Source organism: Bradyrhizobium sp. 613_E4_N2_2 (assembly GCF_052075995.1).
Taxonomy (GTDB): Bacteria; Pseudomonadota; Alphaproteobacteria; order Rhizobiales; family Xanthobacteraceae; genus Bradyrhizobium; species Bradyrhizobium barranii.
Map to the genome: position 1 here is coordinate 4,729,321 of NZ_CP197234.1, position 25,684 is coordinate 4,755,004.

At 64.7% G+C, this 25,684-nt stretch carries 33 protein-coding genes and 1 pseudogene; 18 read left to right on the forward strand and 16 right to left on the reverse strand.

Annotation, left to right across the window (positions count from 1 at the left end; all coding sequences use genetic code 11):
* Positions 1-55: 55 nt before the first annotated feature.
* On the forward strand, positions 56-634 hold the full coding sequence (locus tag AB7290_RS22875) for an HdeD family acid-resistance protein (RefSeq protein WP_063983474.1): 579 nt from the start codon (positions 56-58) through the stop codon (positions 632-634).
* A 231-nt stretch (positions 635-865) separates the two neighbouring features.
* The gene (locus AB7290_RS22880; protein ID WP_063986391.1) at positions 866-1,951 is read left to right on the forward strand and encodes a 3-deoxy-7-phosphoheptulonate synthase; all 1,086 of its coding nucleotides are present in this window, start codon (positions 866-868) and stop codon (positions 1,949-1,951) included.
* 58 nt (positions 1,952-2,009) lie between these two features.
* Here AB7290_RS22880 and AB7290_RS22885 read toward each other — a convergent pair whose 3' ends face one another.
* The 3 genes from AB7290_RS22885 to epmA are packed head-to-tail and all read right to left on the reverse strand — an operon-like array spanning position 2,010 to position 4,466.
* On the reverse strand, positions 2,010-2,267 hold the full coding sequence (locus AB7290_RS22885; protein ID WP_085401231.1) for a hypothetical protein: 258 nt from the start codon (positions 2,265-2,267) through the stop codon (positions 2,010-2,012).
* 43 nt (positions 2,268-2,310) lie between these two features.
* Positions 2,311-3,405 (reverse strand): lysine-2,3-aminomutase-like protein, encoded by a 1,095-nt coding sequence (locus AB7290_RS22890; protein WP_085401230.1) that lies wholly within the window; start codon positions 3,403-3,405, stop codon positions 2,311-2,313.
* On the reverse strand, positions 3,402-4,466 hold the full coding sequence (gene epmA, locus AB7290_RS22895) for an EF-P lysine aminoacylase EpmA (protein WP_085401229.1): 1,065 nt from the start codon (positions 4,464-4,466) through the stop codon (positions 3,402-3,404). The genes AB7290_RS22890 and epmA overlap by 4 nt, the downstream gene beginning before the upstream one ends.
* A 162-nt stretch (positions 4,467-4,628) precedes the next feature.
* Between epmA and efp the strand changes: the two genes are divergently transcribed.
* Together efp and AB7290_RS22905 are read left to right on the forward strand one after the other, a co-directional pair.
* Entirely contained in the window at positions 4,629-5,195 is a 567-nt protein-coding gene (gene efp / locus AB7290_RS22900) for an elongation factor P (RefSeq protein ID WP_063983478.1), read from the forward strand.
* Positions 5,196-5,212: 17 nt separating this feature from the next.
* Positions 5,213-6,835 (forward strand): peptidase M23, encoded by a 1,623-nt coding sequence (locus AB7290_RS22905; protein WP_085401228.1) that lies wholly within the window; start codon positions 5,213-5,215, stop codon positions 6,833-6,835.
* Between the two features lie 31 nt (positions 6,836-6,866).
* On the opposite strand, the gene AB7290_RS22910 is transcribed toward AB7290_RS22905, so the two are convergent.
* Together AB7290_RS22910 and AB7290_RS22915 are read right to left on the reverse strand one after the other, a co-directional pair.
* A complete protein-coding gene (locus AB7290_RS22910) occupies positions 6,867-7,370 on the reverse strand; it encodes a cupin domain-containing protein (RefSeq protein ID WP_166096451.1) in 504 nt (167 codons plus the stop codon).
* 32 nt (positions 7,371-7,402) lie between these two features.
* Positions 7,403-7,882 carry a carboxymuconolactone decarboxylase family protein gene (locus AB7290_RS22915; RefSeq protein WP_085401226.1) on the reverse strand — a complete coding sequence of 160 codons (480 nt, stop codon included), beginning with the start codon at positions 7,880-7,882 and terminating at the stop codon, positions 7,403-7,405.
* A 53-nt stretch (positions 7,883-7,935) separates the two neighbouring features.
* On the opposite strand from AB7290_RS22915, the gene AB7290_RS22920 reads away from it, so the two are divergent.
* The gene (locus AB7290_RS22920) at positions 7,936-8,466 is read left to right on the forward strand and encodes a MarR family winged helix-turn-helix transcriptional regulator (RefSeq protein WP_085401225.1); all 531 of its coding nucleotides are present in this window, start codon (positions 7,936-7,938) and stop codon (positions 8,464-8,466) included.
* Between the two features lie 6 nt (positions 8,467-8,472).
* On the opposite strand, the gene AB7290_RS22925 is transcribed toward AB7290_RS22920, so the two are convergent.
* The 3 genes from AB7290_RS22925 to AB7290_RS22935 all read right to left on the reverse strand — a co-directional run bounded on the left by AB7290_RS22925 (position 8,473) and on the right by AB7290_RS22935 (position 9,331).
* The gene (locus AB7290_RS22925; protein ID WP_085401224.1) at positions 8,473-8,661 is read right to left on the reverse strand and encodes a hypothetical protein; all 189 of its coding nucleotides are present in this window, start codon (positions 8,659-8,661) and stop codon (positions 8,473-8,475) included.
* An 84-nt stretch (positions 8,662-8,745) separates the two neighbouring features.
* Entirely contained in the window at positions 8,746-8,997 is a 252-nt protein-coding gene (locus AB7290_RS22930; protein ID WP_028161293.1) for a hypothetical protein, read from the reverse strand.
* Positions 8,998-9,070: 73 nt separating this feature from the next.
* Positions 9,071-9,331 carry a hypothetical protein gene (locus AB7290_RS22935; protein ID WP_028151025.1) on the reverse strand — a complete coding sequence of 87 codons (261 nt, stop codon included), beginning with the start codon at positions 9,329-9,331 and terminating at the stop codon, positions 9,071-9,073.
* Positions 9,332-9,464: 133 nt separating this feature from the next.
* On the opposite strand from AB7290_RS22935, the gene AB7290_RS22940 reads away from it, so the two are divergent.
* Complete coding sequence (locus tag AB7290_RS22940; RefSeq protein WP_085401223.1) at positions 9,465-10,694, forward strand: lytic murein transglycosylase; 1,230 nt, start codon at positions 9,465-9,467, stop codon at positions 10,692-10,694.
* Positions 10,695-10,700: 6 nt separating this feature from the next.
* Here the strand turns inward: AB7290_RS22940 and AB7290_RS22945 are convergent, their stop codons facing one another.
* The 3 genes from AB7290_RS22945 to recJ all read right to left on the reverse strand — a co-directional run bounded on the left by AB7290_RS22945 (position 10,701) and on the right by recJ (position 14,349).
* Positions 10,701-11,498: an aldolase gene (locus tag AB7290_RS22945; RefSeq protein ID WP_085401222.1), complete on the reverse strand. Its 798-nt coding sequence runs from the start codon at positions 11,496-11,498 to the stop codon at positions 10,701-10,703.
* Positions 11,499-11,606: 108 nt separating this feature from the next.
* On the reverse strand, positions 11,607-12,416 hold the full coding sequence (locus AB7290_RS22950; protein WP_063983487.1) for an SDR family NAD(P)-dependent oxidoreductase: 810 nt from the start codon (positions 12,414-12,416) through the stop codon (positions 11,607-11,609).
* A 91-nt stretch (positions 12,417-12,507) separates the two neighbouring features.
* Positions 12,508-14,349: a single-stranded-DNA-specific exonuclease RecJ gene (gene recJ, locus AB7290_RS22955; RefSeq protein ID WP_085401221.1), complete on the reverse strand. Its 1,842-nt coding sequence runs from the start codon at positions 14,347-14,349 to the stop codon at positions 12,508-12,510.
* Positions 14,350-14,632: 283 nt separating this feature from the next.
* Here recJ and AB7290_RS22960 point away from each other — a divergent pair, with 283 nt between their 5' ends.
* Positions 14,633-15,709 carry a methyl-accepting chemotaxis protein gene (locus AB7290_RS22960; protein WP_085401220.1) on the forward strand — a complete coding sequence of 359 codons (1,077 nt, stop codon included), beginning with the start codon at positions 14,633-14,635 and terminating at the stop codon, positions 15,707-15,709.
* 80 nt (positions 15,710-15,789) lie between these two features.
* Here AB7290_RS22960 and AB7290_RS22965 read toward each other — a convergent pair whose 3' ends face one another.
* Both AB7290_RS22965 and AB7290_RS22970 read right to left on the reverse strand, forming a co-directional pair.
* A complete protein-coding gene (locus AB7290_RS22965) occupies positions 15,790-16,548 on the reverse strand; it encodes a sulfite exporter TauE/SafE family protein (RefSeq protein ID WP_063983490.1) in 759 nt (252 codons plus the stop codon).
* 73 nt (positions 16,549-16,621) lie between these two features.
* A complete protein-coding gene (locus tag AB7290_RS22970; RefSeq protein WP_161495821.1) occupies positions 16,622-16,795 on the reverse strand; it encodes a hypothetical protein in 174 nt (57 codons plus the stop codon).
* 366 nt (positions 16,796-17,161) lie between these two features.
* On the opposite strand from AB7290_RS22970, the gene AB7290_RS22975 reads away from it, so the two are divergent.
* Positions 17,162-17,905, forward strand: a complete 744-nt coding sequence (locus tag AB7290_RS22975) for an SDR family oxidoreductase (protein WP_085401219.1) — start codon at positions 17,162-17,164, stop codon at positions 17,903-17,905.
* Positions 17,906-17,955: 50 nt separating this feature from the next.
* A complete protein-coding gene (locus AB7290_RS22980) occupies positions 17,956-18,369 on the forward strand; it encodes a cupin domain-containing protein (protein ID WP_085401265.1) in 414 nt (137 codons plus the stop codon).
* Between the two features lie 10 nt (positions 18,370-18,379).
* On the opposite strand, the pseudogene AB7290_RS22985 reads toward AB7290_RS22980, so the two are convergent.
* Positions 18,380-18,517, reverse strand: a pseudogene (locus AB7290_RS22985) (4-hydroxythreonine-4-phosphate dehydrogenase PdxA); the annotation flags it as partial.
* Here AB7290_RS22985 and AB7290_RS22990 point away from each other — a divergent pair.
* From AB7290_RS22990 to AB7290_RS23025, 8 genes are all read left to right on the forward strand, one after another.
* The gene (locus AB7290_RS22990) at positions 18,492-18,956 is read left to right on the forward strand and encodes a GntR family transcriptional regulator (RefSeq protein ID WP_245344070.1); all 465 of its coding nucleotides are present in this window, start codon (positions 18,492-18,494) and stop codon (positions 18,954-18,956) included. The pseudogene AB7290_RS22985 and the gene AB7290_RS22990 sit on opposite strands and share 26 nt — an antisense overlap.
* A gap of 110 nt (positions 18,957-19,066) precedes the next feature.
* Positions 19,067-19,309, forward strand: coding sequence for a hypothetical protein (locus AB7290_RS22995; protein WP_349642890.1), 243 nt, complete (start codon positions 19,067-19,069; stop codon positions 19,307-19,309).
* A gap of 12 nt (positions 19,310-19,321) precedes the next feature.
* Positions 19,322-19,549, forward strand: coding sequence for a hypothetical protein (locus AB7290_RS23000; RefSeq protein ID WP_349642889.1), 228 nt, complete (start codon positions 19,322-19,324; stop codon positions 19,547-19,549).
* Between the two features lie 278 nt (positions 19,550-19,827).
* Entirely contained in the window at positions 19,828-20,514 is a 687-nt protein-coding gene (locus AB7290_RS23005) for an alpha/beta fold hydrolase (RefSeq protein WP_212094622.1), read from the forward strand.
* Positions 20,515-20,779: 265 nt separating this feature from the next.
* Positions 20,780-22,201, forward strand: a complete 1,422-nt coding sequence (locus tag AB7290_RS23010; protein ID WP_085401217.1) for an L-lactate MFS transporter — start codon at positions 20,780-20,782, stop codon at positions 22,199-22,201.
* Between the two features lie 27 nt (positions 22,202-22,228).
* Positions 22,229-22,387 carry a hypothetical protein gene (locus AB7290_RS23015; protein ID WP_157790313.1) on the forward strand — a complete coding sequence of 53 codons (159 nt, stop codon included), beginning with the start codon at positions 22,229-22,231 and terminating at the stop codon, positions 22,385-22,387.
* Between the two features lie 4 nt (positions 22,388-22,391).
* On the forward strand, positions 22,392-22,517 hold the full coding sequence (locus tag AB7290_RS23020) for an MFS transporter small subunit (protein ID WP_014495518.1): 126 nt from the start codon (positions 22,392-22,394) through the stop codon (positions 22,515-22,517).
* Positions 22,518-22,524: 7 nt separating this feature from the next.
* Complete coding sequence (locus AB7290_RS23025) at positions 22,525-22,734, forward strand: hypothetical protein (protein WP_085401216.1); 210 nt, start codon at positions 22,525-22,527, stop codon at positions 22,732-22,734.
* A gap of 18 nt (positions 22,735-22,752) precedes the next feature.
* On the opposite strand, the gene AB7290_RS23030 is transcribed toward AB7290_RS23025, so the two are convergent.
* Both AB7290_RS23030 and AB7290_RS23035 read right to left on the reverse strand, forming a co-directional pair.
* Complete coding sequence (locus AB7290_RS23030; protein ID WP_085401215.1) at positions 22,753-23,646, reverse strand: LysR family transcriptional regulator; 894 nt, start codon at positions 23,644-23,646, stop codon at positions 22,753-22,755.
* Between the two features lie 137 nt (positions 23,647-23,783).
* Positions 23,784-24,710: a LysR family transcriptional regulator gene (locus AB7290_RS23035; protein ID WP_161495820.1), complete on the reverse strand. Its 927-nt coding sequence runs from the start codon at positions 24,708-24,710 to the stop codon at positions 23,784-23,786.
* 97 nt (positions 24,711-24,807) lie between these two features.
* Between AB7290_RS23035 and AB7290_RS23040 the strand changes: the two genes are divergently transcribed.
* Positions 24,808-25,683, forward strand: a complete 876-nt coding sequence (locus AB7290_RS23040; protein WP_161495819.1) for an ABC transporter substrate-binding protein — start codon at positions 24,808-24,810, stop codon at positions 25,681-25,683.
* Position 25,684 lies beyond the last annotated feature (1 nt).

Here is a 25,684-nt window from a genome sequence, read left to right on the forward strand (position 1 = left end):
AGCGCGGTGTGTGCATACTAGATTGAGCACACATCTTCCGATCTGGAGCCTGCCGATGACATCGCCTGAGGATTTTTCCCGGCTGCAATCCGCCATGAGCGAAACGGTCAAGGCGCATTGGAAGGCTTTCCTGTTCGAAGGCATCCTGCTTGCCGTCCTCGGCGTCGCCGCGCTGATCCTGCCGCCGCTCGCGAGCCTTGCGATCACGATCTTTCTCGGCTGGATGTTCCTGATCAGCGGCATCGGCGGACTGATCGTGACCTATTGGGCGCGCAGCTCGCCGGGGTTCTGGTGGTCGCTGATCTCGGCCGCGCTGGCCGTGCTCGCCGGCATGCTCCTGCTGGCCCGCCCCATGCAGGCCGTGCTGACGCTGACCATCGTGCTCGGCGCCTACTTCCTCGCCGAGGGCGTCGCCACCATCATGTATGCGCTGGAGCACCGTCGCGAGCTGAGCAGCCGCTGGTCCTGGCTCCTGATCTCCGGCCTCGTCGACATCGCCATCGCGTTCATGGTGATCACGGGGCTGCCGAGCTCGGCAGAATGGGCGATCGGCATCCTCGTCGGTATCAATTTGCTGTTCGGCGGCGCCACCCTGATCGGCATGGCGCTGGCGGCACGCAAGAGCAACAGTTGAGGCGCCTCGTGGCCGCTCGCGCCGATTGGGGGGTGACAACCCGCCAATCGCACGCTATATGAGCGGCGATGATCACCCTCGTCACCAGCTATTTTTGGTACTTTAGCTACGACAGCTCGCTGGCGGCAGGAGGATCGCGCTCAATCTGAATATTGAAGCAAACGTCCGAACAAGCCGCCAGACCTGGCGGCTTTTTTATTGCCGGCAGGTTCAAACAAACAGGAGCCCGCCGTGCTGAGCACGACCGACGATCTTCGTATCCGCGAACTGAAAGAGCTGAGCACGCCGGAAGAGGTGATGCGGGAAGTCCCGCGCACGCTCACCGCAACGCGTGTGGTGATGGCGGCGCGCAACGCCATCCATGCCATCCTCAACGGCCAGGACGACCGCCTGCTGGTCGTGGTCGGCCCCTGCTCGGTGCACGATCCCAAGGCCGCGCTCGAATATGCCGAGCGCCTCGCGAGCTTGCGCGAAGAGCTGGCCGACCAGCTCGAGATCGTGATGCGGGTCTATTTCGAGAAGCCGCGCACCACCGTCGGCTGGAAGGGCCTGATCAACGATCCCGACCTGGACGGCAGCTTCGACATCAACAAGGGCCTGCGGCTGGCGCGCAACGTGCTGTCCGCGGTAAACAATCTCGGCCTGCCCGCCGGCGCAGAATTTCTGGACATGACGACGCCGCAATACATTGCGGACCTCGTGTCCTGGGCCGCGATCGGCGCGCGCACGACCGAGAGCCAGATCCATCGCGAGCTGGCCTCGGGGTTGTCCTGCCCGGTCGGGTTCAAGAACGGCACCGACGGCAATGTGCGCATCGCTGCGGACGCGGTGAAGTCGGCCTCGCATCCGCATCATTTCATGGCGGTGACCAAGCTCGGCCGTTCGGCGATCGCTTCGACCGCGGGCAACGAGGATTGCCACATCATCCTGCGCGGCGGCAGCAAGCCGAATTACGATGCGGCAAGCGTCGCGGCGGCCTGCAACGATCTGGCCAAATCCGGCGTCGCGCCGCTGGTGATGGTGGATGCGAGCCACGCCAATTCGAGCAAGAAGCCGGAAAACCAGCCGCTGGTCATGGCCGACATCGCCGGCCAGATCTCAGGTGGCGAGAACCGTATCATGGGCGTGATGATCGAGAGCAATCTCGTTGCCGGCCGCCAGGACGTGGTGCCGGGCAAGCCGCTGACCTACGGCCAGAGCATCACGGACGGATGCATCGACTGGGCGACCACGGCAACCGCGCTCGAGCAACTCGCTGACGCGGTCGAGATCCGGCGCAACACGAAGCGCGCGGGGCTGCACGAACGCTCGGCGTAAGGCCAAAGCCAACGCGGGCGGGGCGAGCTGTCGCGCCCTGCCCGCCGCTAGCCACAAGCTAACAGCCGCGGCAGATGCTCTTGATCTTCTTGTCGAGCGCCGCGTCTTCCTTGTTCACGGGATTATTCGGATCGCTCAGATTTTTCTCGTTCGGTACGTCACCGGCGCGCGGCTGGCGATGCCCGATCGGCGCTTGCGGCACTGATCCCGACGTGGCGCCGCCGGATGTCGACCCCTTGGAGCCGCTGGGCTGTGCAACCGCCGCGCCGCCAAGCAAGACCACGAGCGACGCTGCCACCACCATGATCTTCTTCATGTCCGTTCCTCCATTCTCAAACCCACGTTCTCTGCATCGCCGCTCACGTCTCGGGCGGATAGAGATGAACGTCGCCGCAATAATCCACGATACGATAGCGCGTTTCCGTCTCCGCTTCACGCGCGTCGGCTGCGGTATTTTGCACCGCCAACACATAATTCGGCCCCACCGGCGATTTGCCGGCACCGCCAGGAATGTCGATGACATAGTCGGGCTGACACAGTCCTGACACCCGTCCGCGCAACTGCCGCATCAAATCCTGCCCCTGGGCCAGCGTCGTTCGCAAATGCACGGTGCCCGGCGCGAGATCGCCGTGATGCAGATAGTAGGGCTTGATCCGGCATTCGACGAAAGCTCGCATCAAATCCGACAAAGCGGCAATGCTGTCGTTGACGCCGCGCAAAAGCACGGACTGGCTCACCATGGGAATCCCGGCATCGGCAAGCCGTGCGCAGGCCGCGCGCGCAGGCCTCGTCAACTCGCGCGCATGGTTGGCATGCACCGCGACCCAGGTGGTCGCACCCTCGACCTTCAACGCAGCCACCATCTCGTCGCTGATCCGCGCGGGATCGGCCACCGGCACGCGGGTGTGAAGGCGGATGATCTTGACGTGACCGATTCCCGCGAGATCGGCCATGATCTCGCTCATCCGGCGCGGCGATAGCATCAAGGGATCGCCGCCGGTCAGGATCACTTCCCAGATCTCGCTGTGCGAACGGATGTAGTCGATCGCCGCGCGATAGGCGCCGTCCGAGAGCGCGTTCTCCTTGCCGGGCCCGACCATTTCGCGGCGGAAGCAGAAGCGGCAATAGACCGCGCAGACGTGAACGAGCTTGAACAGCACGCGGTCGGGATAGCGATGCACGATGCCCTGAACCGGCGAGTGCGGATGATCGCCGATCGGATCGGCGCTCTCGCCTGGCTGCATCTCCAGCTCAGCGACGGTCGGAACGAATTGCCGCGCGATCGGATCGTCAGGATCGGACGTGTCGATCAGCTCGACCAGCGCCGGCGTGATCGCCACCGCGTAGCGCGCGGCGACACGCTCGAGCGCGGGCAGCGCTTCGGCAGGTGCAAGCTGCACGGCCACAAGTTCGGCCGGCTCACGCAGGGTGCGTGCAAGTTTGGTCTTCGTCATGTCTCACTTAACGTTTCATTTGCGGGCGGTGTCCACACCACCTGATCGATCCGCGCTGCGCCGCTCGCCAGCATCACCAGCCGGTCGAAGCCGAGCGCGACACCGCTCGCCTCTGGCATTTGGGCGACCGCGGCCAGAAAATCCTCGTCCAGCGGATAGGCCTCGCCATAGCGGCGCTGCTTTTCCGCCATCGACTCCGTGAAGCGCTTGCGCTGCTCCTCGGCGTCGGTCAACTCGCCAAAGCCGTTGGCGAGCTCGACGCCGCAGGCATAGACCTCGAACCGCTCGGCGACCCGCGGGTCATCGGCTTTCACGCGCGCCAACGCCGCCTCTGGAGATGGGTATTCGAACAGAATGGTCAAACGCCCCTGCCCCAGATGCGGCTCGACATGCTCGACCAGGACCTTGCTGAAGATGTCCGACCAGGTGTCGTCCTCCGCCACCCGGACCTTGCCGCCGGCCGCCTGCGCGAGCGCGTCACGGTTACCCTCGCCGCCCGAGATTGTCGACAGCAGGTCGATCCCTGCGAACCTCTCGAAGGCGCCGGCGACCGTCACCAGCTCCGGTTCGGCAAAGGGATCGGCAGTCCGGCCGCGAAACGAGAAATTCCCGATCCCGGTCGCCTGCGCCGCGCGGGCGATGACGACGACGGTGTCCGCCATGATGGCATCGTAGGGGGCGCGAGCCCGGTACCATTCCAGCATGGTGAATTCGGGCAGATGCAGGTCGCCGCGCTCGCGATCACGGAATACCCGTGCGAATTCGAAAATCCGCTCCTCGCCGGCCGCCAGCAGCTTCTTGCAGGAGAATTCCGGCGAGGTCCGCAAGTACCGGCTGGCACGGCTGCCATCCGGCCGCATGATCTCGGTCCGGGGGGCATGCAGATGGGTTTCGTTGCCCGGGGAGACCTGAAGGACCGAGGTTTCGACCTCGAGGAACCCCTGCTCGGCGAAAAAGTCCCTGAGAGACCCGGTAATGGCCCCCCTGGCCTGGAGGAACGGCCGCCGGTCGAGGTGCCGCGAGGGCGACCAGAACGGCGAAATCGGCTTGTCCCCAACCATCAACCGGCCGCCCCGCAGGCCAGCAAAATGCTGGCATTCAACGACAAAATGCGTATGTTGCGGCCCGAAACGGGTGCCGCGGTCTGATTTGAGGCCCCAGGTCCCCCATCAATTTGACCACGTCCTGGCCGGAGCCGGGCCAAGCAAGCAGGAAATATAGCTTTGAGAGTCATCGCCAGTTCTATTCGCAAGGGCAACGTGATCGAGCAAGACGGCAAGCTTTATGTCGTTGTGACCGCCGAGAACATCCATCCCGGCAAGGGCACTCCGGTCAGCCAGATCGAAATGCGCCGAATCTCGGACGGGGTAAAGATCTCCGAGCGCTACAAGACCACCGACCAGGTCGAGAAGGCCACGATCGAAGAGCGCAACTTCACCTTCCTCTATGAAGATGGCGACGGCTTCCATTTCATGAACCCGGAAACCTATGACCAGGTCCAGGTGTCCAAGGACGTCATCGGCGATGCGGCCGCTTATCTCCAGGAGAGTATGACGGTCAAGCTGTCGACGCATGACGTCAACGTGGTGTCGATCGCGTTGCCGCAGCGCGTGACGCTGGAAGTGGTCGAGACCGAGCCCGTGACCAAGGGCCAGACCGCCTCCTCCTCCTACAAGCCCGCGGTGCTCTCCAACGGCCTGCGCACCACTGTGCCGCCGCACATCGCCGTCGGCACCCGTATCGTGGTGATGACCGAAGACGGCTCCTACTCCGAGCGCGCCAAGGACTAAGCGAGGAATCAGAGCAGGTGCCGCCGGGGGCCGAGGCAGTGGTTGGGAAAAGTTTCCGCTTCGTCTCGCTGTTTCTGGCGGCGCTTTCGCTTCTCACCGCCACTCCGCTCGCTGCGGACGAAATCCGCAGCCCTTCGCTCACGGCGCTGCGCGTCGATTGGCGCGCAGCGCTCGACCAGCTCCGCACCGAGGTCAACAGCCGTCCCCCGATCGCGGGCGACTTCATCTTCGCACCCCGCCGTTCGGTGCCACGCTACGATCCGCGCGCGATGCCTGCGCTGGTGCAGCTCAACGCGGTCTCATCGCAATTCTTCACCGGTATCGCCCGCAGCTCCGTGCCCGTGCTTCTGCCGTTCGATGCTGCCGCCTATCTCGAGGCGCAGCGCAATCGCGCGCCGGGGACACTCGCGCTCTCGCACTACCAGGCCGATTTCAATCCCGTCGACATGTTTGATGCCGGCCCCTCAGGTTACAGTGCCAGCTTCTCGCTCGAACCCGGTGCCGGCGACGGCATGCCGAGCCGCGTCTACACAAGGCCGGTCGAGGTGCAGATCACGGGCTCGGCACTCGTTTACGACGTCGCCGATCCCGCCGGCGGCAAGGGCGAGCAGGTCAAGCCGCTTGCGGCAACCTATCCGGACCTGCGCAGGTTCATCCGGGAAGGCTATGTGCGCTACGCCTTCACCCGCTTCGGCGTTGCCTATGTCGTCTCCATCCAGTGCCTGGACAGCATCGCAAAGCCGCGGAGGCTCGCCTGCAAGGAAGCCTATCCGGTTGCCGAGCGCTTCCTGAAAGGGCTCCGCATCGCCGGCGGCCAGCGCATGCGGCCGCTGACGGACATGGCCTCCAGCATCATCGATCGTCCTTCAGCGCGGTCGCCGGATTTCACCTACCGACCGAGCGGCGATATCATCCCGAACACCGGCTATCGCAACAAGGCCGGCCATCCGGATGTGATGGCCTATGCGCAGATCCGTTTTCCGCTCGAAAAGGCGCCCGCCTTCGTGCGTTCGCAATCCTACGGCAAGCGCGACAAGAGCGACGGCCCGACGGCCTATCCCTGGCGCGACAATTTCTGCGAGTCCCGCAGTTTCGAGGTCTGGCAGTGCGGCGGCGGTTATGGCCACCAGGGCGAGGACATCCGCGCCGCCGAATGCCCACCGCCCGGCGAAGGCCACGAACCCTGCGATCGCAAGCAGCGCGGCGTCGTCGCGGTGCGCGACGCCATCGTGATCCGCGGCGCCAAGGATCAGGCCGCGACGCTCGAGGTCAACAGCCGCACCGAGCATATTCGCTTCCGCTATATGCACATGAACCCGCAGGCGCTGACCGCCGACGGCATGCTCAACGGCCGCATCGTCACCGAAGGCGAGAAGATCGGTGTGGTCTCCAACTATCTCGACCATCCCGCCGGCACATCGATGCATTTGCATTTCGACGTGCAGGTATTTACCCGCGACGGCTGGATCTGGGTCAGTCCCTACGTCACGCTGGTCTCAGCCTATGAACGCCTGATCCATGCCCGCGGGCGCGAAGTCGGCCCGGAGATCGCCGGCACGCCGCAGCCGGTGGCGCATGCGTTGCCGGAGGACGTGATCAAGCCGGACCAGCGCGAAGGATCGAGCGGCGAGGAGAATTGAGGGGCGAGTTCGCTCATAGGGCCGCTACGGACTACTCCAACAGCGTCGTCAGCTGCGCGCCCTCGTCCGCCACGAATACCGCGATCAATTCCGCCGGCTCGGTCGCGCTGGCATTGGCCGAGACCAGATGCGTCGATCCCGGCGGCTCGAAGAAGGACTGGCCGACACCAAACGTCTCGACAGGACCGCCGCCGAGCTGGGAACGGATTTCACCCTTGGTGATGTAGGCGGTTACCGAACCTGCGTGACGATGCGGCCGCGAGAATCCGCCGGGACCGTAGAACACACGCACGATGGTGACGCGCTTGCCCGGGACGTTCGGCAGCGCGTAGGAGCCGATCGGTTCGACCTTGTCGAGCGGCGAGCTCTCCGCCGCGGTCGCGCAGAGCGGCGCCAACGCGCCGGATACGGCATCCATCGTCACCGGCAACGCCTTGCCGATCGCAAACGCGCAGGCGAGCCCGCCGACGACGGCCAGCGCCATCGAGCGCGATGGCACCGGACGCTGCGCATGGGTCAAACTCATTGCAGTCATGATAACCTCTCCTTGTTTTCTCGTTGTTGCAATCAAGATGCCGCGGCGCTCGCTGCGACCGGCCGCTTCGCCGGCGTCCAGCGATACGCGGCGCCAAAGCGGTTCCAGACGTTGATCGAGGCGACCGCCGAGGTCAGGTACATCAGCTCGGCCTCGGAGAATTCGCCGGAAGCGTCCGCATAGACCTCTTCACTGACGCCATCGGGCAGGAAGGTCAGCGCCTCCGCCCAGGCCAGCGCGGCCCGCTCGCGCGCGGAAAAGACCGGCGCCTCGCGCCAGACCGCGACCAGATTGAGCTTGTCCACGGGCACGCCGATCCGCTCCGACAACAGGACGTGGTGCTGCACGCAGAACGCGCAGCCGTTGATCTGCGAGGCGCGCAGCTTGACCAGCTCGAGCAGCTGCTTGTCGAGGCCCGCCTTGGCCGCCACCTGGCCGAGCGCCAGCACCAGCTCATACGCATCGGGCGCGATCTTCTTGAAATCCTCGTACTCGCTGCGGGCGTGTGACATTGGCGTTCACCTCGTGTATTGTAAGACTGCTTACATCTTATAAGAGCTCTTATATGTCACGCAAGACCGCCGCCATCACGAAATCGAAGGCTCCGCGGAAGCCGACCGCACCTGCCGAAATCGTCGCCGTTCGCGTGCCCGCGCCCGGAGAAGGCAAGCGCGGCGAGCAAGGTTATCTCGGCTATCTGCTGCGACAGGCCCATGCCGCGGTCCGCCTGACGATGGAACGGACGCTCGCCGACCTCGGCGTGACGTCGCCGCAATTTGCTGTGCTGACCATGCTGAACGCCTATCCGGGCCTCTCGGGTGCCGACGTCGCCCGGCTCACCTTCCTGACCCCGCAGACGGTCGGCGTGATCATTCGCAACCTCGATCGCGACGGTGCGATCGCGATGACGCCTCATCCGGTCCACGGCCGGATCCAGCAATGGACGCTGACGCAGCGGGGAACGACGCTGTTGAAGGCTTGCAGGGAGCGCGTGATCGCGCTGGAGAAGCGCCTTGCCGCAAGTCTGGACGCCAAGGCAGAGACCGCGATCCGGCGCTGGCTCGCCGGAATCGCCGCCGATTTGCAGGAGGACTAACCGGCTCTAGTCGCCGCCGCCCCCGTCACCACCGCAGCCGCCGTCGCCTCCATCGGCATCCGAGAAATCGCTGACGGCGCCGTCGCCCTGAATGCCACGGCCAAAGTTCTCGGTGATGATCATCAGGATCACGACAAACAGCCCGGCGCCGAACGGCCAGGGATTGCTACCGATGATGTCGAACAGCTCCCGCATGCGCGCATTCTGGGCAGACGGAAGCAAACCGACCGTAAAGCGACAGGCTTGAAATTGGGGATATCCGGGCAGCCGCAAGGACGCTCAGCCGCCCTTCAACGCTTTCTTAACCTCGCCGTCGGGCCAGGCATCGCCCGCCGCGCTCACGCGCACACGGCTCTGATCGGCGGCATTCACCAGCACATGCGAACTCGTCCGATCCCCGCTCGGCTCGAGACGCAAATCGGTTTCGGGCTTCCAGCTCAATGTGGTCGCGAGATCGCCGGGATAGATCCGCCATTGCGATCCGTCGTCGAGCTCGACGACATGGCTTTCCGCATGTGCCCGTATCTTCATTCCACCCCGAATTCTCGATGAGCAGACTGCGTGCAGAAGGCGAGCCCCGGCGCTCGGCCGGGGCCCTGCTCCGTCAGTCGTTGTCGTGATGAATCACGGTCTTGCTGCGATTGCCGAATTCATCTTCCTTCTTGATCACCGTGGTGCGGTTGGCAGGCTCGCGCTCCCTGATGACCGTGGTGCGGTCGCGATCGCGGTCCCGCTCACGATATTCGTGGGACTGTCCGACCGTCACGCCGGCACCGACCGGGCCGACGTGAACGCCGACTTCGTCAGCGAATGCAGGGGCGGCAATGGCCGTGACCATGGCGGCGGCAAACAGATATCTTTTCATCTTCATCCTCCAGTGTATGCGGAGGGAATGCGGGACTGCGACACTTTGTTCCGGCGGAACGCGGCGCGATGGCCTGTTCCCGGTGTTCCAGGAACCGGCCCACAGCAGCCGTGATTCCCGCTAGAATGGGTCCATGAAACAAGCTGATTCCTCGGCCCATCGCAGCCGCCGCGCCCTGCTTCGATCCACGCTCGGCGCAGCCGCACTCATCACATTCCCCACGCAGCTTCTCGCCGCGCCTCCGGGCTTCGACGAATGGCGCGAGGGTTTTCGTGCACGCGCCATGGCGAAGGGCATTTCGGCCGCGACCTGGCAACGCGCGATGGCGCGGCTCGAGCCCGACATGAGCGTGTTCAAGCAGATGCGCAACCAGCCCGAATTCCACGAGCAGGTCTGGCAATACATCAACCGCCGCGTCTCGGACTGGCGCATCATCAATGGCAAGATCGCGCTGAAAAACAACGAGGCGCTGCTCGCGCGCATCGAGCGTGATTTCGGCGTCGAGCGCGGTACGCTGCTGGCGCTGTGGGGCGTGGAGTCCGCCTATGGCGATCCGCTGGTGCAACAAAACCACATGACGCCGGTATTCCCCTCGCTCGCCGCGCTCGCCTGGAACGAGCCGCGCCGCAAGGCCTATTGGGAAACCGAGCTGATCAACGCGCTGCGCATCGTCGACAAGGGCTGGAGCACGCCGGAGCAGATGCAGGGCTCCTGGGCCGGCGCGATGGGGCATTCGCAATGGATGCCGGAGGTCTGGCTCAATGTCGGCATCGACTATGACGGCGACGGCAAGGTCTCGCCGTTCGGCAAGCCCGACGACGCGCTGGGCTCAACGGCAAAGTATCTGGTCAATCGCGGCAAGTGGCGCCGTGGCGAGCACTGGGGCTACGAGGTGCGCGCGTCCGGCGATATGAGCGGCAACCGGACCTACGCGGCGTGGGCATCGGCCGGCGTCCCCCGCGCCGACGGCCAGCCGTTTCCGCAACCGAATGCATCCGCGCAGATGTGGACGCCGGTTGCGGGCGGGCCGACATTCCTGCTGGGACCGAATTTCTATTCGGTGAAGAGCTACAATCCCTCGATGAACTATGCGCTCGCAATCTGCCATCTCGGCGACCGCTGCCTCGGCGCGCCGCCCTTCATCCAGCCCTTCCCCGGCTCAGAGCGCGCGCTGACGCTCGCCGAGGTGCAGGAGATGCAGACGCGCCTGACCAAGGCCGGGTTCGACACCGGCGGCACCGACGGCCGCGTCGGTAACGACACCATGAAGGCGATCAAGGATTTCCAGCAGCGCGCGGGGATCACGCCCGCGGATGGCTATGGCGGGCTGAAGGTGCTGGCGAAGCTGCGGCAGGGGTCGTAACTCGCCTCAGTGCCGGTACTGCGGCTCTTCCGCGTCCAGCTGGCGGCGGATCGCGGCGAGATGCAATCGCGCGGATTCGGAATCGCCTTCGCGCATCTGGCTGTAGGTTTCCGCCGCGATCGCGGGATCGACCGGCAGCACCTTTCGTCCCGTCGACATCGCCAGCACCTGCACCTCGGCGGCGCGCTCGAGATAATAGAGATCGTCCCAGGCCTCCGCGATGGTCGGCGCCAGCACCATCACGCCATGATGCTTCATGAAGACGATGTCGGCATCGCCGACGGCGGATGCGATCCGCGCGCCTTCGCGGTTGTCGAGTGCGAGGCCGTTGTAATCGCGGTCCACTGCGGTGCGGCCGTAGAATTTCAGCGCGGTCTGGCCGGCCCAGATCAGGGGATCACCCTCGGTCATCGACAACGCCGTGGCGTAGGGCATGTGGGTGTGGAAGGCGACCTTCGCGCGCGGCAGCAACCTATGCATCTCGGCGTGGATGTAGAACGCGGTTGCCTCGGGCGCGCCCTCGCCGTCGAGGACGTTGCCGTAGAAATCGCAGATCAGGAGCTTTGACGCCGTCAGCTCGCGGAAGGCGTAGCCATATGGATTGACCAGGAAGAGATCGTCATGGCCAGGCACCACGGCCGAGAAATGGTTGCAGATGCCCTCCTCAAAACCATTGCGCGCGGCCATGCGGAAGCAGGCCGCAAGATCCTCGCGCGCGGTGCGGATCGCGTCGGTGGCGAGATCAGGCCGGTTCGAGCGGAACGGCGCAGGTGCGGATGAGGAAGATTGAAGGCTGTGCGCCATGGCGAAGGAAACCTCTTTCGGTCGGAAGAGGCCCGCGTTGTACAGGGCCGACGCCTCTGCGTCAGCCCCTGCGCGCGCCACCCTGCCCTTCGCGTCTTGCGCGGCGGCTTATTGCCGCCGCGGCACGCCGCCGGCGTTCATGCCGCCGTCGATGACGAGCTCGCTGCCGGTGACGTAGCGCGAGGCATCGGAGGCCAGATACAGCACACCGGAAGCGATCTCCGCGGCCTGCCCGGCGCGGCCGAGCGGGGTTGCGACCTTGGCTCGCTCCTCGGGGTCGATCGGGGCGTTCTGGCCGGCGCCCGTTGCCCCCGTCGGAATCTTGCCCCAGATCGGGGTATCGATGATGCCGGGGTGAACGGAGTTGACGCGGATGCCGTCGCCGGCGGCCGCGCACTCCATCGCGATCGATTTGGCGAACAGCCGCACGCCGCCTTTGGTCAGCGAATAGGCCGAGAGGCCGGGCGCACCGCGCAAGCCCGCGAGCGAGGACATCATCACGATCGAGCTGCCGCCGGTCTTGCGCATCAGCGGCAGGCAATGCTTCACGGACAGAAACACGCCGTCGAGGTTGATCGCGTTCTGCTTGTGCCAGTCAGCGAGCGTCATATCGACGATCGAGGGTACCGCAATGCCGATGCCGGCATTGGAGACCATGATGTCGAGCCGGCCATGGCGCTTGGCGATCTCGGCTACGATCTCGATCCAGCGCTCCTCGCTGGTGACGTCCTGCTCCAGGAAAATCGCCTTGCCGCCGGCTTTTGTCACGCGCTTGACGAGCTCCGGGCCTCGCAGCTCGTCGATGTCGGTGATGACGACGGTAGCGCCTTCGCGCGCGAACAATTCGACGATAGCCTCGCCAATGCCCGACGCGCCGCCCGTCACCAGCGCGACCTTGCCCTCAACCTGCCCTGCCATGTTCACTCCCTTTTTTGTTGTTTGAGCGGCTTATTTTTGACGCATGATCTCCGCGCAAACGCGTACCGCGTTTGTCGCGAGGGATCTTGCGTCATCTAATCACGGATGGCCCCTGGTCCGGTAGCGCGACGTCGACGACGCGGAATTGCACGCGCTCGGCGCCCTGGTACCGGTCGACCGACAACGATCCCGCGACATGCAATTGCTGACCGCGATTGGCGAGAAGTGCATTGCCGAGCTTCTGGCCGACCGAACGGAACGCAATGCCGTTGACGATCGAGCCGTCGCCCGACTTGAAGCGTAGCCTCAAATGCGCCTGTCCGACCTCATCGGCATAGACGAGCTGATGCGACGGCAGCGCCAGCACGACTTCCGGATTGCCGCTTCCGAAGGGACCGGCGCGGTTGAGCGTGGTTGCAAGCTCCGTCGTCACGGCGCGCGCGGACACCGCGCCGTCGACATAGAGCTCGTTGACATGGCGCGCCTCGGCAACGTCCCGCGCCAGCGCATTTTCGAGATAGGCGCGGAATTCGGCGAGCTTCTCCTTCCGCAACGTTACGCCCGCGGCCATCGCGTGGCCGCCGCCCTTCAGCAAGATGCCGTCGGTCACCGCCTGCCGCACCGCCTTACCGAGATCGACGCCGGCGATGGAGCGGCCCGAGCCGGTGCCGATGCCGCCGGGCTCCAGCGCAATCGCAAAGGCCGGTCGTGAAAACTTCTCCTTCAGGCGGGACGCGACGAGGCCGACCACGCCGGGATGCCAGCCTTCGGAGGCCGTGACGATCACGCCAATCTTGTCCTCGAGCCCGATCGAGGCCAGCGCCTCGGCTTCGGCCTGCGCTTCGGCCGCCTGCTCGATGACGCGGCGCTCGCTGTTGAGGCGATCGAGTTCGGCCGCAATCCGCGCCGCCTCGACGCTGTCGCCTTCGAGCAAGAGCCGCACGCCAAGATCGGCGCGGCCGATGCGGCCGCCGGCATTGACGCGCGGCCCCAGCATGAAGCCGAGATGCCAGGCCTCCGGCGGGCCGTTGAGCCGCGCCACGTCCATCAGCGCGGTGTGGCCGACATGGTCGCGCCGCCGCATCGCGATCAGGCCTTTTGCGACGAAGGCACGATTGAGCCCGATCAGCGGCGCGACATCCGCAACCGTGCCGAGCGCGACGTGGTGCAGCATGCCGAGCAGATCGGGCTCGGGCATCTCGCTGGTCCAGAAGCCGCGCTGGCGCAGTTCACGGTTGACGGCGACCAGCGTCACCAGCACGAGCCCGACGGCGGCGAGATGGCCAAGGCCCGAGAGATCGTCGAGCCGGTTCGGATTGACCAGCGCATCGACCTCCGGCAGCTCCGTGCCGGCCTGGTGATGATCGATCACGACCACGGACATGCCGAGGCGCTTGGCTTCAGCGAGTGGCTCGATGCTGGTGGTGCCGCAATCGACGGTGACGAGCAGCGTGGCGCCCTTCGCGGCCAGCGCGCGGATCGCTTCGGTGTTCGGGCCGTAGCCTTCGAAAATCCGGTCGGGAATATGGATCAGCGGATCGAGCCCGCAATGGCGCAGATGCCAGGCGAGCAGCGCCGCCGAGGTCGCACCATCGACATCGTAGTCGCCGAAGATCGCAACCTTCTCGCCGCGCACCGCCGCATCCGCGATCCGCTTCGCGGCGGCCTCCATCTCCGTCACGGTGTACGGGTCCGGCAACAGCTTGCGGATGGTCGGATCGAGGAAGTCGGCGACGGCGTCAATGTCGATGCCGCGGCCCGCCAGCACCCGTGCCAGCAACTCCGGCAGCTGGTGCCGCTGCACGATGGCGAGCGCCTTGGCCGCCCCGCGCGCATCCAGCCGGTCGAGCCAGAGCTTGTCGGTGAGCGAGCGCGCGACGCCCAGAAACGCCTGGGGCACTTCGACGGGCAAGGCGGTTGCGGGCGGCGTCATGAGTCGAGACTGGCTTGAGGAACCCGGGAATCGGACTGGGCGTTGCGGCGATCGGCCGGCAATGACGATTGACCTGGAATCCCCCGGGATTTGCAATGTCCGCGCCGCACAAAGCGGTGGATTGCCGCTTTGCTGCGCGGACTGACTATCATTTGGGCATTCCGTGGAACAGCAAATTAAGCGGGCGTTAGGCGGAATCTTCGAAAAAGACTCGTATTCGATCTGTAATTAGTTGTTCCGGGTTCGTTGCAGATCAGGCCTCATTGCCAAGGGAAGCTCCCCGATGTCTGCTGCGCTGGGTCTGAAAGCCAAGCCAATCGCCACCGAACCCGCTGATGACGATTCCGATATCTCCGCACTGATCAATCGCCTGACCGCGGAGGTCAACCAGATCGCAGTCGACAAGACCAAGGCGATCCAGCAGATCACCAACCAGATGAAGATGCTGGCGCTGAACGCGCTGATCGAGAGCTCGCGCGCCGGCGCGCAAGGCGCCGGCTTCGCGGTGGTGGCGCAGGAGGTGCGCGGCGTCGGCCAGCAGGTCGAAACCATCGCGCGCGAGCTCGAAACCCAGCTGACGAAGCGCACCGGCGATCTCGTCGCCTCGATCGACCGCATGAGCCAGCGCTCGCGCGGCGAGCGGATGGTCGACCTGTCGCTCAACGCCATCGAGCTGATCGATCGCAACCTCTATGAACGCACCTGCGACGTGCGCTGGTGGGCGACCGATTCCGCCGTGGTCGATTGCGCGGCCTCGCCCAACGCCGCAGCCGTCTCCCATGCCTCGCAGCGCCTCGGCGTGATCCTCGGCGCCTACACCGTCTATCTCGACCTGTGGCTCTGCGACCTCGACGGCAACGTCATCGCCAATGGCCGCGCCGACCGCTTTCGCGTCGTCGGCCAGAACGTCGCCCACACAAAGTGGTTTCGCGAGGCGCGAACCTTGCGCTCCGGCGACGACTATGTCGCCGGTGATGTCGAGAACCAGCCGCTGCTCGGCAATGCGCAGGTCGCGACCTATTGTGCCAGCGTCCGCGCCGGCGGCCAGGCCAACGGCGCACCGATCGGCGTGCTCGCCATCCATTTCGACTGGGAGGCGCAGGCCCGCGCCATCGTGCAGGGCGTGCGCGTCGGCGACAGCGACAAGGCGCGCGTGCTGCTGGTCGACTCCAATCTGCGTGTGATCGCAGCTTCCGACGGCCAGGGTATTTTGAGCGAGCGCATCTCGATCTCGCTGAACGGCCAGCGCTCCGGATTCTATCACGACCGCACGGGCGCGCTGGTCGCGTTCCATGCGACCCCGGGCTACGAGACCTATCGCGGCCTCGGCTGGTACGGCGTGATCGTCTGCGGAGCGTGACGACATCATCGCGATATCCGTGAGCGGGGCAGCGTGACCGTCGAACGATGGTCGCGCCGTGATGCGGCGCAACTTGCAGCCTATCCGAGATAGCCAGACACGCCGTCCCACAACAGCTTCAATGCCGTCACGGCCAGCAAGCCATGGCACGCCCGGTAGATCTGCCGCTGGTCCAGCTTTCCGTGCAACCGCCAGCCGAGCCAGACGCCGCTGGGAATGGCAAAGAGGCACGCCGCCATCACGATCCAGACGTTGCCCGCCGGCCGCACCAGCAGCAGCCAAGGCACCGCCTTGATCGCGTTGCCGACGGTGAAGAACAGGCTCGTTGTTCCCGCGTAGACCTCCTTGCTGAGGCCAAGCGGCAGGAGGTACATCGCCAGCGGCGGTCCGCCGGAATGCGCGACCATGGTCGTGACACCCGAGGCAAGACCGGCAGCAACCGCCTTCGGCGAGGAGCGCGGACGAATGACCACCTTCGGGTCACTCACGAGCCAAATGCCAACGAAGCTCAACGTCACGACCGCCATCACGATCGCGACGGCGCGATGGTCCAATACACGGAACAAGAGATAGCCGAGGGCAATGCCGATCACGAGCCCGGGCAACAGCAGCACCAGGTCCGGCTTCGACCATGTCGAGGGCTTCCAGTAGCGCAGCGCGAACAGGTCCATGGCGATGAAGAGCGGTGCGAGCAGGCCGCCCGCCGTGACCGGATCCATCACGCACGACAGCAACGGAATGCCGACGATGGAGAAGCCGCCGCCGAATGCGCCCTTCATGAAGCAGATCAGGAAGACGCCGGAAAAGGCGATGATCACCGTGGCGACAGTCAAATCCATCTGCGCATCTCCATGACGGGCACGCTCGCGCCTCGGCGCGCGTCACGCCGAAACGTCGCGGGCGAGACTCGGCTCAGGTCGCCGTGACGTCGTCATCGGTTGCTGTTGGGCCGGCGTCGGTCGACGTCGCTTGCGAGGTTCGAGTCGGCTCGGCCTTCGGCTGGAAAAAGAGACCGGGCAGCACTGAAGGCAGCCCAAAGGTCATTCCCAGGAATGCCAGAAACACACCAAGATAACTCACGCTCATTCTGTTGCTCCGCTTTGTCGGGCGACCACCTCTCGGTGCATTTGAGGGTCGATGCGGTGCAATATGAACCGGTACATTTCTCAGTACAATAAGAACATTGATCTCGGTGCAATTTCGGCGCCTCCGCTTGAGCAGAGCAGATGCAGCAAACTTCTTGCGTTGGGCTTCGATCCGACCACGGCGGGCGCGGCGCCCACCCCGTCGCAACGAGTCTTCTCAGCATTTTCCGGCAAGGCAGGCCGGTTACAGGCAAGAGCTTGCCGCATTGCTCGGCTACGCTGCGCTTCGCATCACGTTGGGCGGACGTGTGTGATCGGCCCACGGACCTGGATCACTCACGCTCGTCCCATGCCGAGGAGACATGCCATGAAGATCGTCGTGATCGGCGGGACCGGATTGATCGGAACCAAGCTCGTGACGAAGTTGAAACAACACGGCCACGAGGCCGTTGCAGCCTCGCCGAAATCAGGCGTGAACGCCGTGACCGGGGAAGGCCTCGCAGCAGCGCTGGCTAGCGCGGATGTCGTCGTCGACGTTGCCAACGCACCGTCCTGGGAGCCCGCCGCCGTGCTCGATTTCTTCCAGCGCTCGAGCACAAACCTCGTCGCGGCAGAGGCGGTCGCGGGCGTGAAGCATCACGTGGCGCTGTCGGTCGTGGGGACCGAACGGTCGCCCGACAATTCCTATTTTCGGGCCAAGCTCGCCCAGGAGACCATCATCAAATCCTCGTCGGTCCCCTACTCCATCGTTCGTGCCACCCAGTTCTTCGAATTCCTCGGCGCCATTGCCGAAACGGCTGTGGTCGATGGAAAGATCGTCGTCCCGTCCGCACTGTTTCAGCCGATCGCCGCCGAAGACGTAGCTGATCGCCTCGCGGAGGTCGCCATGGGCCGGCCGCTCAACGGCACCATCGATATCGCGGGACCCGAGAAGGCCCCCTTCAATGAATTCATTGCGCGGCGCCTCAAGGCGTCCGGCGACACCCGACCGGTGGTGGGGGACCCGAAGGCACCGTACTACGGCGCCCCCATTGACGACACATCACTGAACCCGCTCGGCGAGGCGCGGCTTGGAAAAACGCCGCTCGCAACGTGGCTCGCAAGACTCTGACGGACCGCAAGAGCTTCAATCACGACAACCACTGCAATGAAGGAAATCCCATGCGCAGATTGCTGATCGCAACGGCGGTTTATGCCGCATCAATCCTGACGGCTTATGCGGCCGAACCGGCACCTCTGGCCAAAGTGACGGTCGTGTTCGACCAGGCGCTGCCGAACGTCCCGGGCAAGAGCATGAAGGGCGTGCTGGTCGAGTATGGTCCCGGAGGCTCCTCGCCGGCCCACATGCATCCGCGCTCCGCATTCATCTATGCGACCATCCTGGAAGGAGCGATCCGCAGTCAGGTCAATGACGAGCCCGCCAAGGTCTATCGCAAAGGAGAGAATTTCTTCGAAAAGCCCGGCGACCGTCACGCCATAAGCGCGAATGCCAGCGATACCGAACCTGCGAAGCTGCTGGCCGTCTTCGTGGTGGATACAGCAGACAAGGAGCTGGTCACGCCGATCACGAAGTAGCGCCGCCTCGTCACGCAGCGCGGCGCGCGGCCATCTCCGCGGCAAGCAGCAACGCGGCGCGGCTGGCGCCGATCGACGCGCTGCCTTGCCCTGCGATGTCGTAGGCGGTGCCGTGCGCGGGCGTGCAGATCGGGAATGGGAAGCCACCGAAGGTCTGCCAGGGTCTCGAGGCGCTCGCCGGCGAGCTCGCCTGCGAGCGCATCAGCGACGCCGGGATCGGCGAAATCGCCGCCGCACATGACGAAATGGTTCGGCATTATCGCGAGGGCGATTTGATCCAGTATTATCGCGGCAACCGCGCCATTCACGAGGCCATCGTCGCAGCAGCCGAAAATCCCGCGCTGACCGGGCTCTATGCTTCCGTGACCGCGCGCATCCGGCGCGCGCGCTACGTCACGCCGATCACACCGCAGCGCTGGGCGTTCGCCGTGAAGGAGCACGAGGCGATCCTGGACGCGCTGCAGCGGCGTGATGGCGCCGGCCTCTCCCACATCCTGCGTGCGCATCTGCGCCACAAGCGCGAAGAGGTCTTGCAGGCGGGCTTTGCCGAGACGGAAGGAAACGACCTCGCGCTGCGGATCGCGTGAGGCGATCTCGCCCGGCGAGCATTCATTTGCCCCATTCCGCGTCTGGCCTTCGTGCCGCTTCGCTGCGATAACCGCCTCGAAGATCGGTCATAAGATCAGGCGACGCCGCAATGAACAAACCGCTGCCCTCAGACCCCGCCGCGCGTGCGACCTCCGACAGCACGGGAAGCGCGCCGCAAGGCGGCTTTGCCGATCTCGTTCCCGAACTCGGCGTTTCCAGCATTCAAGCCAGCCTGCCGTTCTGGCGCGACTTGCTCGGCTTCGAGCTCGCTTACGATCGCCCCGATGCGCGATTTGCGTATCTCGTCAGGGGGCGTTTGCAGGTCATGCTCTGCGAATTGAATGGACGCTGAGAGACGGCCGAGATGCAGCGGCCATTCGGACGCGGCGTCAATTTCCAAATGGTCGTCGATCGCATTGATCCCATGCTGAGGGCTCTCGGCGATGCCAAATGGCCGCTCTACGAGCAGCCGAACGAAGCCTGGTATCGGGTCGGCGACCAGGAATTCGGCCAGCGCGAATTCCTCGTCCAGGATCCGGACGGTTACCTCGTGCGCTTCGTCGAACGCCTGGGCATGCGCACGCCATCCTGACGCAAAAAGATTCGTGCCGTCCTGCCGCATCGCGTGATCAGGAGACACAATCGCGACGGTGCACGCTGCCCGGACCATTGAACTGATGCACGCTCTCTGTCGTGTGGGGCGTAAGCTGCATTCGGCTCGCGAGCCGAACTTGCTCAATTTCGCATTCGCCCGATTATCCTTGCGACCCTCTGTCAGCTGACGTGGTCGCGCGTTAGACGTGAAGCTCCCCCGCTTCCCGCTCCGCGAGCACCTCGGCTCGCCGTTGCGCAGCCAACGGAGACCATCTCATGACCAAACCAAGCATCGTTTTCGCGCACGGCCTCTGGGCTGACGGATCGTGCTTCGGCAAGCTGATCCCGACGCTGCAAGCCGAAGGCCACGAGGTCCTGGCGAGCCAGCACGGGCTCGATTCACTCGCAACCGACGTCGCCTGCGTGACGGCGTGCTTTGGCCGTGTTCCCGGACCCGTGGTCCTCGTCGGCCACTCCTATGGCGGCACACTGATCACGCATGCCGGAACCGATCCGCGGGTCGCCGCGCTGGTCTACATCGCGGCGCTCGCGCCCGCTGCCGACGAAACTTCGCAGAGCCAGATTGCAAAATTTCCGACGACGCAGGTGTTCGGCCACATCGACGCGCCGGCGGGCCGTGTCTGGCTCAAGCCAAGCGGCCTGACGCACTTTGCCGGCGACCTGCCCGAAGCCGAGCAAAAGCTGGTCTACGCAACGCAAGGGGCGCCGGTTGCGGATCTCCTGACCCAAAAGGTCGATGGCACAGCGTGGACCTCGAAGCCGAGCTGGTACATCCTCGCCAGCAAGGACCAGACGGTTCACCCCGATCTGCAACACTTCGTCTCGAAGCGCATGAACGCCACCGTGACCGAAGTGCCTTCGTCCCACGTCCCCATGCTGTCGAAGCCGGATGTGGTGCTGGATGTGATCCGGAAGGCTGCGAATGCGGTCACAGCGAAGTAGCATCGGCTGACATACCATACCGAACCAATGCAGATGACGTTGTCATTCTTCAGATCAGGTCCGGGCGGCGCGAGACCGCCCGGACCTTTTGTCTATCGCGAAAACGCCATGCCGATTTCTGCTTTTTCTAATATCGATTAATCCGATTGCAACAGCGCATATTATTCGTTTGTCAAAATCCTCCTTCTGCGTAGCCTGATCCCGCGCCATCGCCCGGCTGCCCGTAAAGGCCGCCCCCGAGAACAGCGAGGCACCGGAGGATTGGATGACGACGACGCTCGACGCATCGGGAATGCCTGCACGTTCGCTGCTGCCCTTCCTTGATCGCGAGCACACGATCGCAAGGCCGGGCTACAGCCGATGGATGGTGCCGCCCGCGGCGCTTTGCGTGCACCTGTGCATCGGGCAGGCCTACGCCTTCAGCGTCTTCAACCTGCCGATGACCAAGCTGATCGGCGTCACCCAATCGGCACCCGGCGACTGGAAGCTCACCGAGCTCGGCTGGATTTTCTCCATCGCGATGGTGTTCCTCGGACTGTCGGCCGCAGTGTTCGGACGCTGGGTCGAGGAAGGCGGCCCGCGCAAGGCGATGTTCACCGCCGGCGTTGCCTGGGCGAGCGCATTCCTGATCTCGGCCCTCGGCGTCTATCTCCACAATCTCTGGATCATCTATCTCGGCTACGGCGTGATCGGCGGCTGCGCACTCGGCATCGGCTACATCTCCCCGGTTTCGACGCTCATGAAGTGGTTTCCCGACCGGCCGGGCATGGCCACCGGCATGGCGATCATGGGCTTTGGCGGCGGCGCGCTGATCGCCTCCCCCCTCTCCGTCTGGCTGATGAGCAAGTTTGCGACCACGAGCGACGTCGGCGTGCTCGGCGCCTTCATCACGCTCGGCTGTGTCTACTTCGTCTTCATGATGGTCGGCTCCGCCATCGTGCGCGTACCGGCGCCGGGCTGGAAGCCGGAGGGTTATGTGCCGCCTGCGGCCGCCACCAAGCTGATGACCCGGAACGACGTGTTCGTCTACCAGGCGATCAAGACGCCGCAGTTCTGGCTGATCTGGATCGTGCTGTTCTGCAACACCACCGCCGGCATCGGCGTGCTCGGCCAGGCCTCAGCGATGAGCCAGGAGATGTTCCCCGGCCACATCACCGCGGTGGCGGCCGCAGGTCTCGTCGGCCTGATGAGCCTGTTCAACATGGGCGGGCGTTTCAGCTGGGCCTCGCTATCCGACTTCATCGGACGCAAGAACACCTATTTCGTCTACATGGTGCTCGGAATCGCCCTCTACGTGACCGTGCCCTATGCTGGCGCGAGCGGCAATGTCGTGCTGTTCGTGCTGTGCTTCCTGATTATCGTCAGCATGTATGGCGGCGGCTTTTCCACCGTGCCGGCCTATCTGCGCGACATGTTCGGCACGCGCTATGTCGGCGCCATCCACGGCATCCTGCTGACGGCCTGGTCGATGGCCGGAATCGCCGGGCCTGTGCTGATCAACTACATCCGCGAATACAACGTCACCCACGGCGTGCCGAAGGCGCAGGCCTACAACACGACCATGTACATCATGGCCGGACTGCTCGTGGTCGGCTTCCTCGCCAATCTCTGCGTCCGCGCCGTCGACAAGCGTCATCACATGGAAGACGAGGACCGTTCAGGTCTCGAGGCGGCGCGTGCTGCCTGACGTTCGGACGAACACAAGGAGGCGACCATGACCACGACATCCCGGAGCGAAGCGTCATTCTCCCAATCGCTGCTGAGCTGGATCGCCTGGCGGGTGTCCCGGACGATGGCGGCGATGCGGCCGGTGCATCGTGCAACCGAGATCGCGGCCGCAGCCGCGGCGAGCAACAATCCCTCGGGGGCGTGACATCATGCAGACCGCTCAGACGGCAAAGACCACCCCGCTGCAATTGGCGCTGGCCTGGAGCTTTGCGGGCATCCCCCTGCTCGCGGGCGTGATCCAGACTTTGCTCAATGCCATGAAGCTGTTTCAGTAGGCGGCGAATGCGTCCCACGAACAAGCGTGCAACGCTTCTCGGCGGCGCGCGACGGTTGATAACCGACGAAGGCTTCACCATCACCGTGCTGGCCGCGGTGATCGCCGCTGCAGTTCTCGCCGTCGGTTTCGACGCGACTGCCGACATCGTCGTCGCGACGCTCGCACTTGGCGCGGTGACGGCGCTCGCCGAGACCCGCCTGCACCGGCGCGGATAGATCCAGTCAAACGAGCCGTCAGCGGCGCTTGCGCGCGCCACGCGCCGGCGTTTCCGTCACGCGCCGGATCTGCTCGGCGGCAAGGTCGCGCATGATCGCAATCGCGCTCTGCACATGGTCGTCGGGCTGGTCGACCGAATAGACGACATAGGCCGGCATCGAGAATTTCGGCGCTCCCACCACCAGGTGCAGCCGCCGCGCCTTCAGCAGCGGCTCGACGATCCGGTGCGCAAAATAGCCGGAGCCGCCGTTGGCGAGGACGTGCTGCAGCCCGAGCCAGCCGATGTTGGCGGTCAGCGCAGGCCCCGCGAAATTGGGAAAGACGGCGCTGTGCCGGGCGTAGAATTCGGGCCCCCAGTCGACATAGACGTAGCCCTCCTGCGGCTCCGGATCGCTCCTGGGATTGGTCGACACCAGCACGAGCTGCTCCTCGATCAGCAACTCGACCTTGAGGCCGGGGCGGCTTTGCGGGGTGTACATCACGCCGATGTCGATGCGTCCCTCGACCAGCCCCTGCATCAACTCGGGCTCAAGGGCACTCTCGGCCCGGATCGAGATCTGCGGATTGGCCTCCTGCATGCGCGGCACCCAAAGCAGCAGGAACTCCTCCCACAGGCCGATGCGGCCGCCGACCACCAGCGCCCCGCTAAAGCCCTTGGGGAGGCCGACGTCGTGGCGGGCCTGCTCGACGGTGCGAACAAGCGTCGAGGCATGGCGCTGAAATTGCCGCCCCGCCACCGTAAGCGTCGCGCCGGCCTTGTTGCGCACGAACAGCGTGCAGCCGAGCAGCTCCTCGAGCGAGTGTATCCGCGTGCTGACGGTGGACTGGCTGACGTGAAGCCGGTCGGCGGCGGTGATGAAATTGCCGGTCGCGACCACGGTCAGGAATGTACGCGCGAGCTCGGTATCCAGGGGCGCACCTCACATCGATATTGTCGATATGAAGGGCGCTCTCTTGAGAGATGTCAAACTAGCCGATGGGCCTATAGCAGCGAAAGCGCGCGAATCAACGCTGCGGATCTCACGAGGCGGTCCGACTGCCCTACCCGCTAGGCGCGATTGCCGAACAATGCGAGCGTGATCGATCGCAGCCAGCGGTGGGCGGGGTCGCGATGGTAACGCTCATGCCAGTACTGCGCGATCTCGATCCGCGGCAACGCAACCGGCGTCCTGAACACGGTCATGCCGAGCGGCTCGGCGACGATGGCGGCCAGATTGGCCGGCAGGGTCGCGACACCGTCGGTCTGCGAGGCCACGATCGCGCCGGCGATGAAGCTCGGCACCTGCAACAGGATGTTGGCGCGGGCGATCGCCCGTGTCAGCACGCGCTGCGTTTCGAGATGGGCCGCATGCCCGGTCTCGGAGGCGGTGATCAGGATTTGCTGCTCGTCGAGAAAACCGCGGCGCGTCCGCGCCTGCGCCGGCCGCGGATGCCCGCGCCGCACCACGCTCGCGTAGCCGTCGGAATAAAGCCGCTGCGAGCGGAGATGCCCCGCCGCCCGCGGCAAGGCGCCGAGCGCGAGGTCCGCCTCCCCCGACTCCAGCTTGAGCGCAAAGTGCCGGGAGTCCAGCGGCATCGCGCGCACCTGAATGCGCGGTGCGAGTTCGGCGAGGCGTGCGACCAGCGGCGGCAGGAATCGCACCATGCCGACGTCGGTCAAGAGCAGGCTGAAGGCCTTCTCCGATTTGCGCGGATCGAACGGCAACCGCTCCTGCCACAGCGTGTCGGCCATATCGAGCAAGGCGCGGACCTGCGAGGCCATCTCGACGGCCCGCGCCGTCGGCTGCACGCCGCTGCCGCGCCGCACGAACAGGGGATCGTCGAAGCGCAGCCGCAATCGTGCCAGCAGCTTGCTGACGGCCGGCTGCGTGGTGTCGAGACTCGCGGCAGCACGCGTGATACTGCCCTCGCGGATCAGCGCGTCGAGCACGCGCAGATCTCGGAAGTCGATGCCGGAAGATTCTCTTTTTGACATATGAAACATTCCCTTCTGGCCATGGATCAAGCCTCGCCTTTTGCTATCCTCCAGTCAATCGAGCCGCCGAATGGCTGCGGCGAACACGGAGGACGCCATGACCACATTCGTGATCGAGTCTCATTTCCGTCTTCAGGAATGGGTGGCCGAGGAGAAGGGCTATTTCCGCGACGAAGGGCTCGACTACGAGTTCCACGAGTTAATCCGCTCGACCGAAGGCCAGCACCACAACAAGGTCAATGAAGGCGCCTTCCAGAGCATCGAGAAGGGACGCAAGGCCGACGTCAGTTGCGCCTGCCACTGGACCGTCAACGTCGCCGCCTCGAACGGCCATGCCAAACTCTACGCGGACGTCTATTCGGTCGCGCCCTCGGGCATCTTCGTTCCCGCGGATTCGAAGATCCGTACCCCTTCCGACCTCGCCGGCGTGCCGATCTCGGTCGGCTTTCAGTCCGGCAGCCATTATTCGACCATCCAGGCGCTCGAGCCCTATCTCGCGCCTGATGACATCAACCTCACCTTCGAGGACGGCATGTTGTTCCGCAGGATGGAGCTGCTGTTCGAGGGCAAGAGCGAGGCGGCTGCGCTCTTCAACGGCCCTTATTACTTCGCCGAGCAGCTTGGCTATCGCAAGATCATCGACACGACCTTCATGATCGCGTCCATGATCAACGGCGATCCAGCGCCCGAGGACATCAAGCGCTATTTCCGCGCTCTGAAGAAGGCCCAGCGCGACATCGATCTGCGGCCGGAGCTCTACACCCGCTACTACAGAAACGAATTTCCGGAGCGTTTTCACGCGGCCATGGACACGCGCCGCTGGGGGCCCGGCGAGCGCATCGTGTTCGAACCCTATTCGCGCGAGATCTACGAGCAGTCGTTCGACTGGATCGAGAAGCACGGCATCTTCAGGGATGGGACAATGGGTGACGGCGCTTACGACAAGGCGACCGTTGCCTTCGGCAGGATCTGAA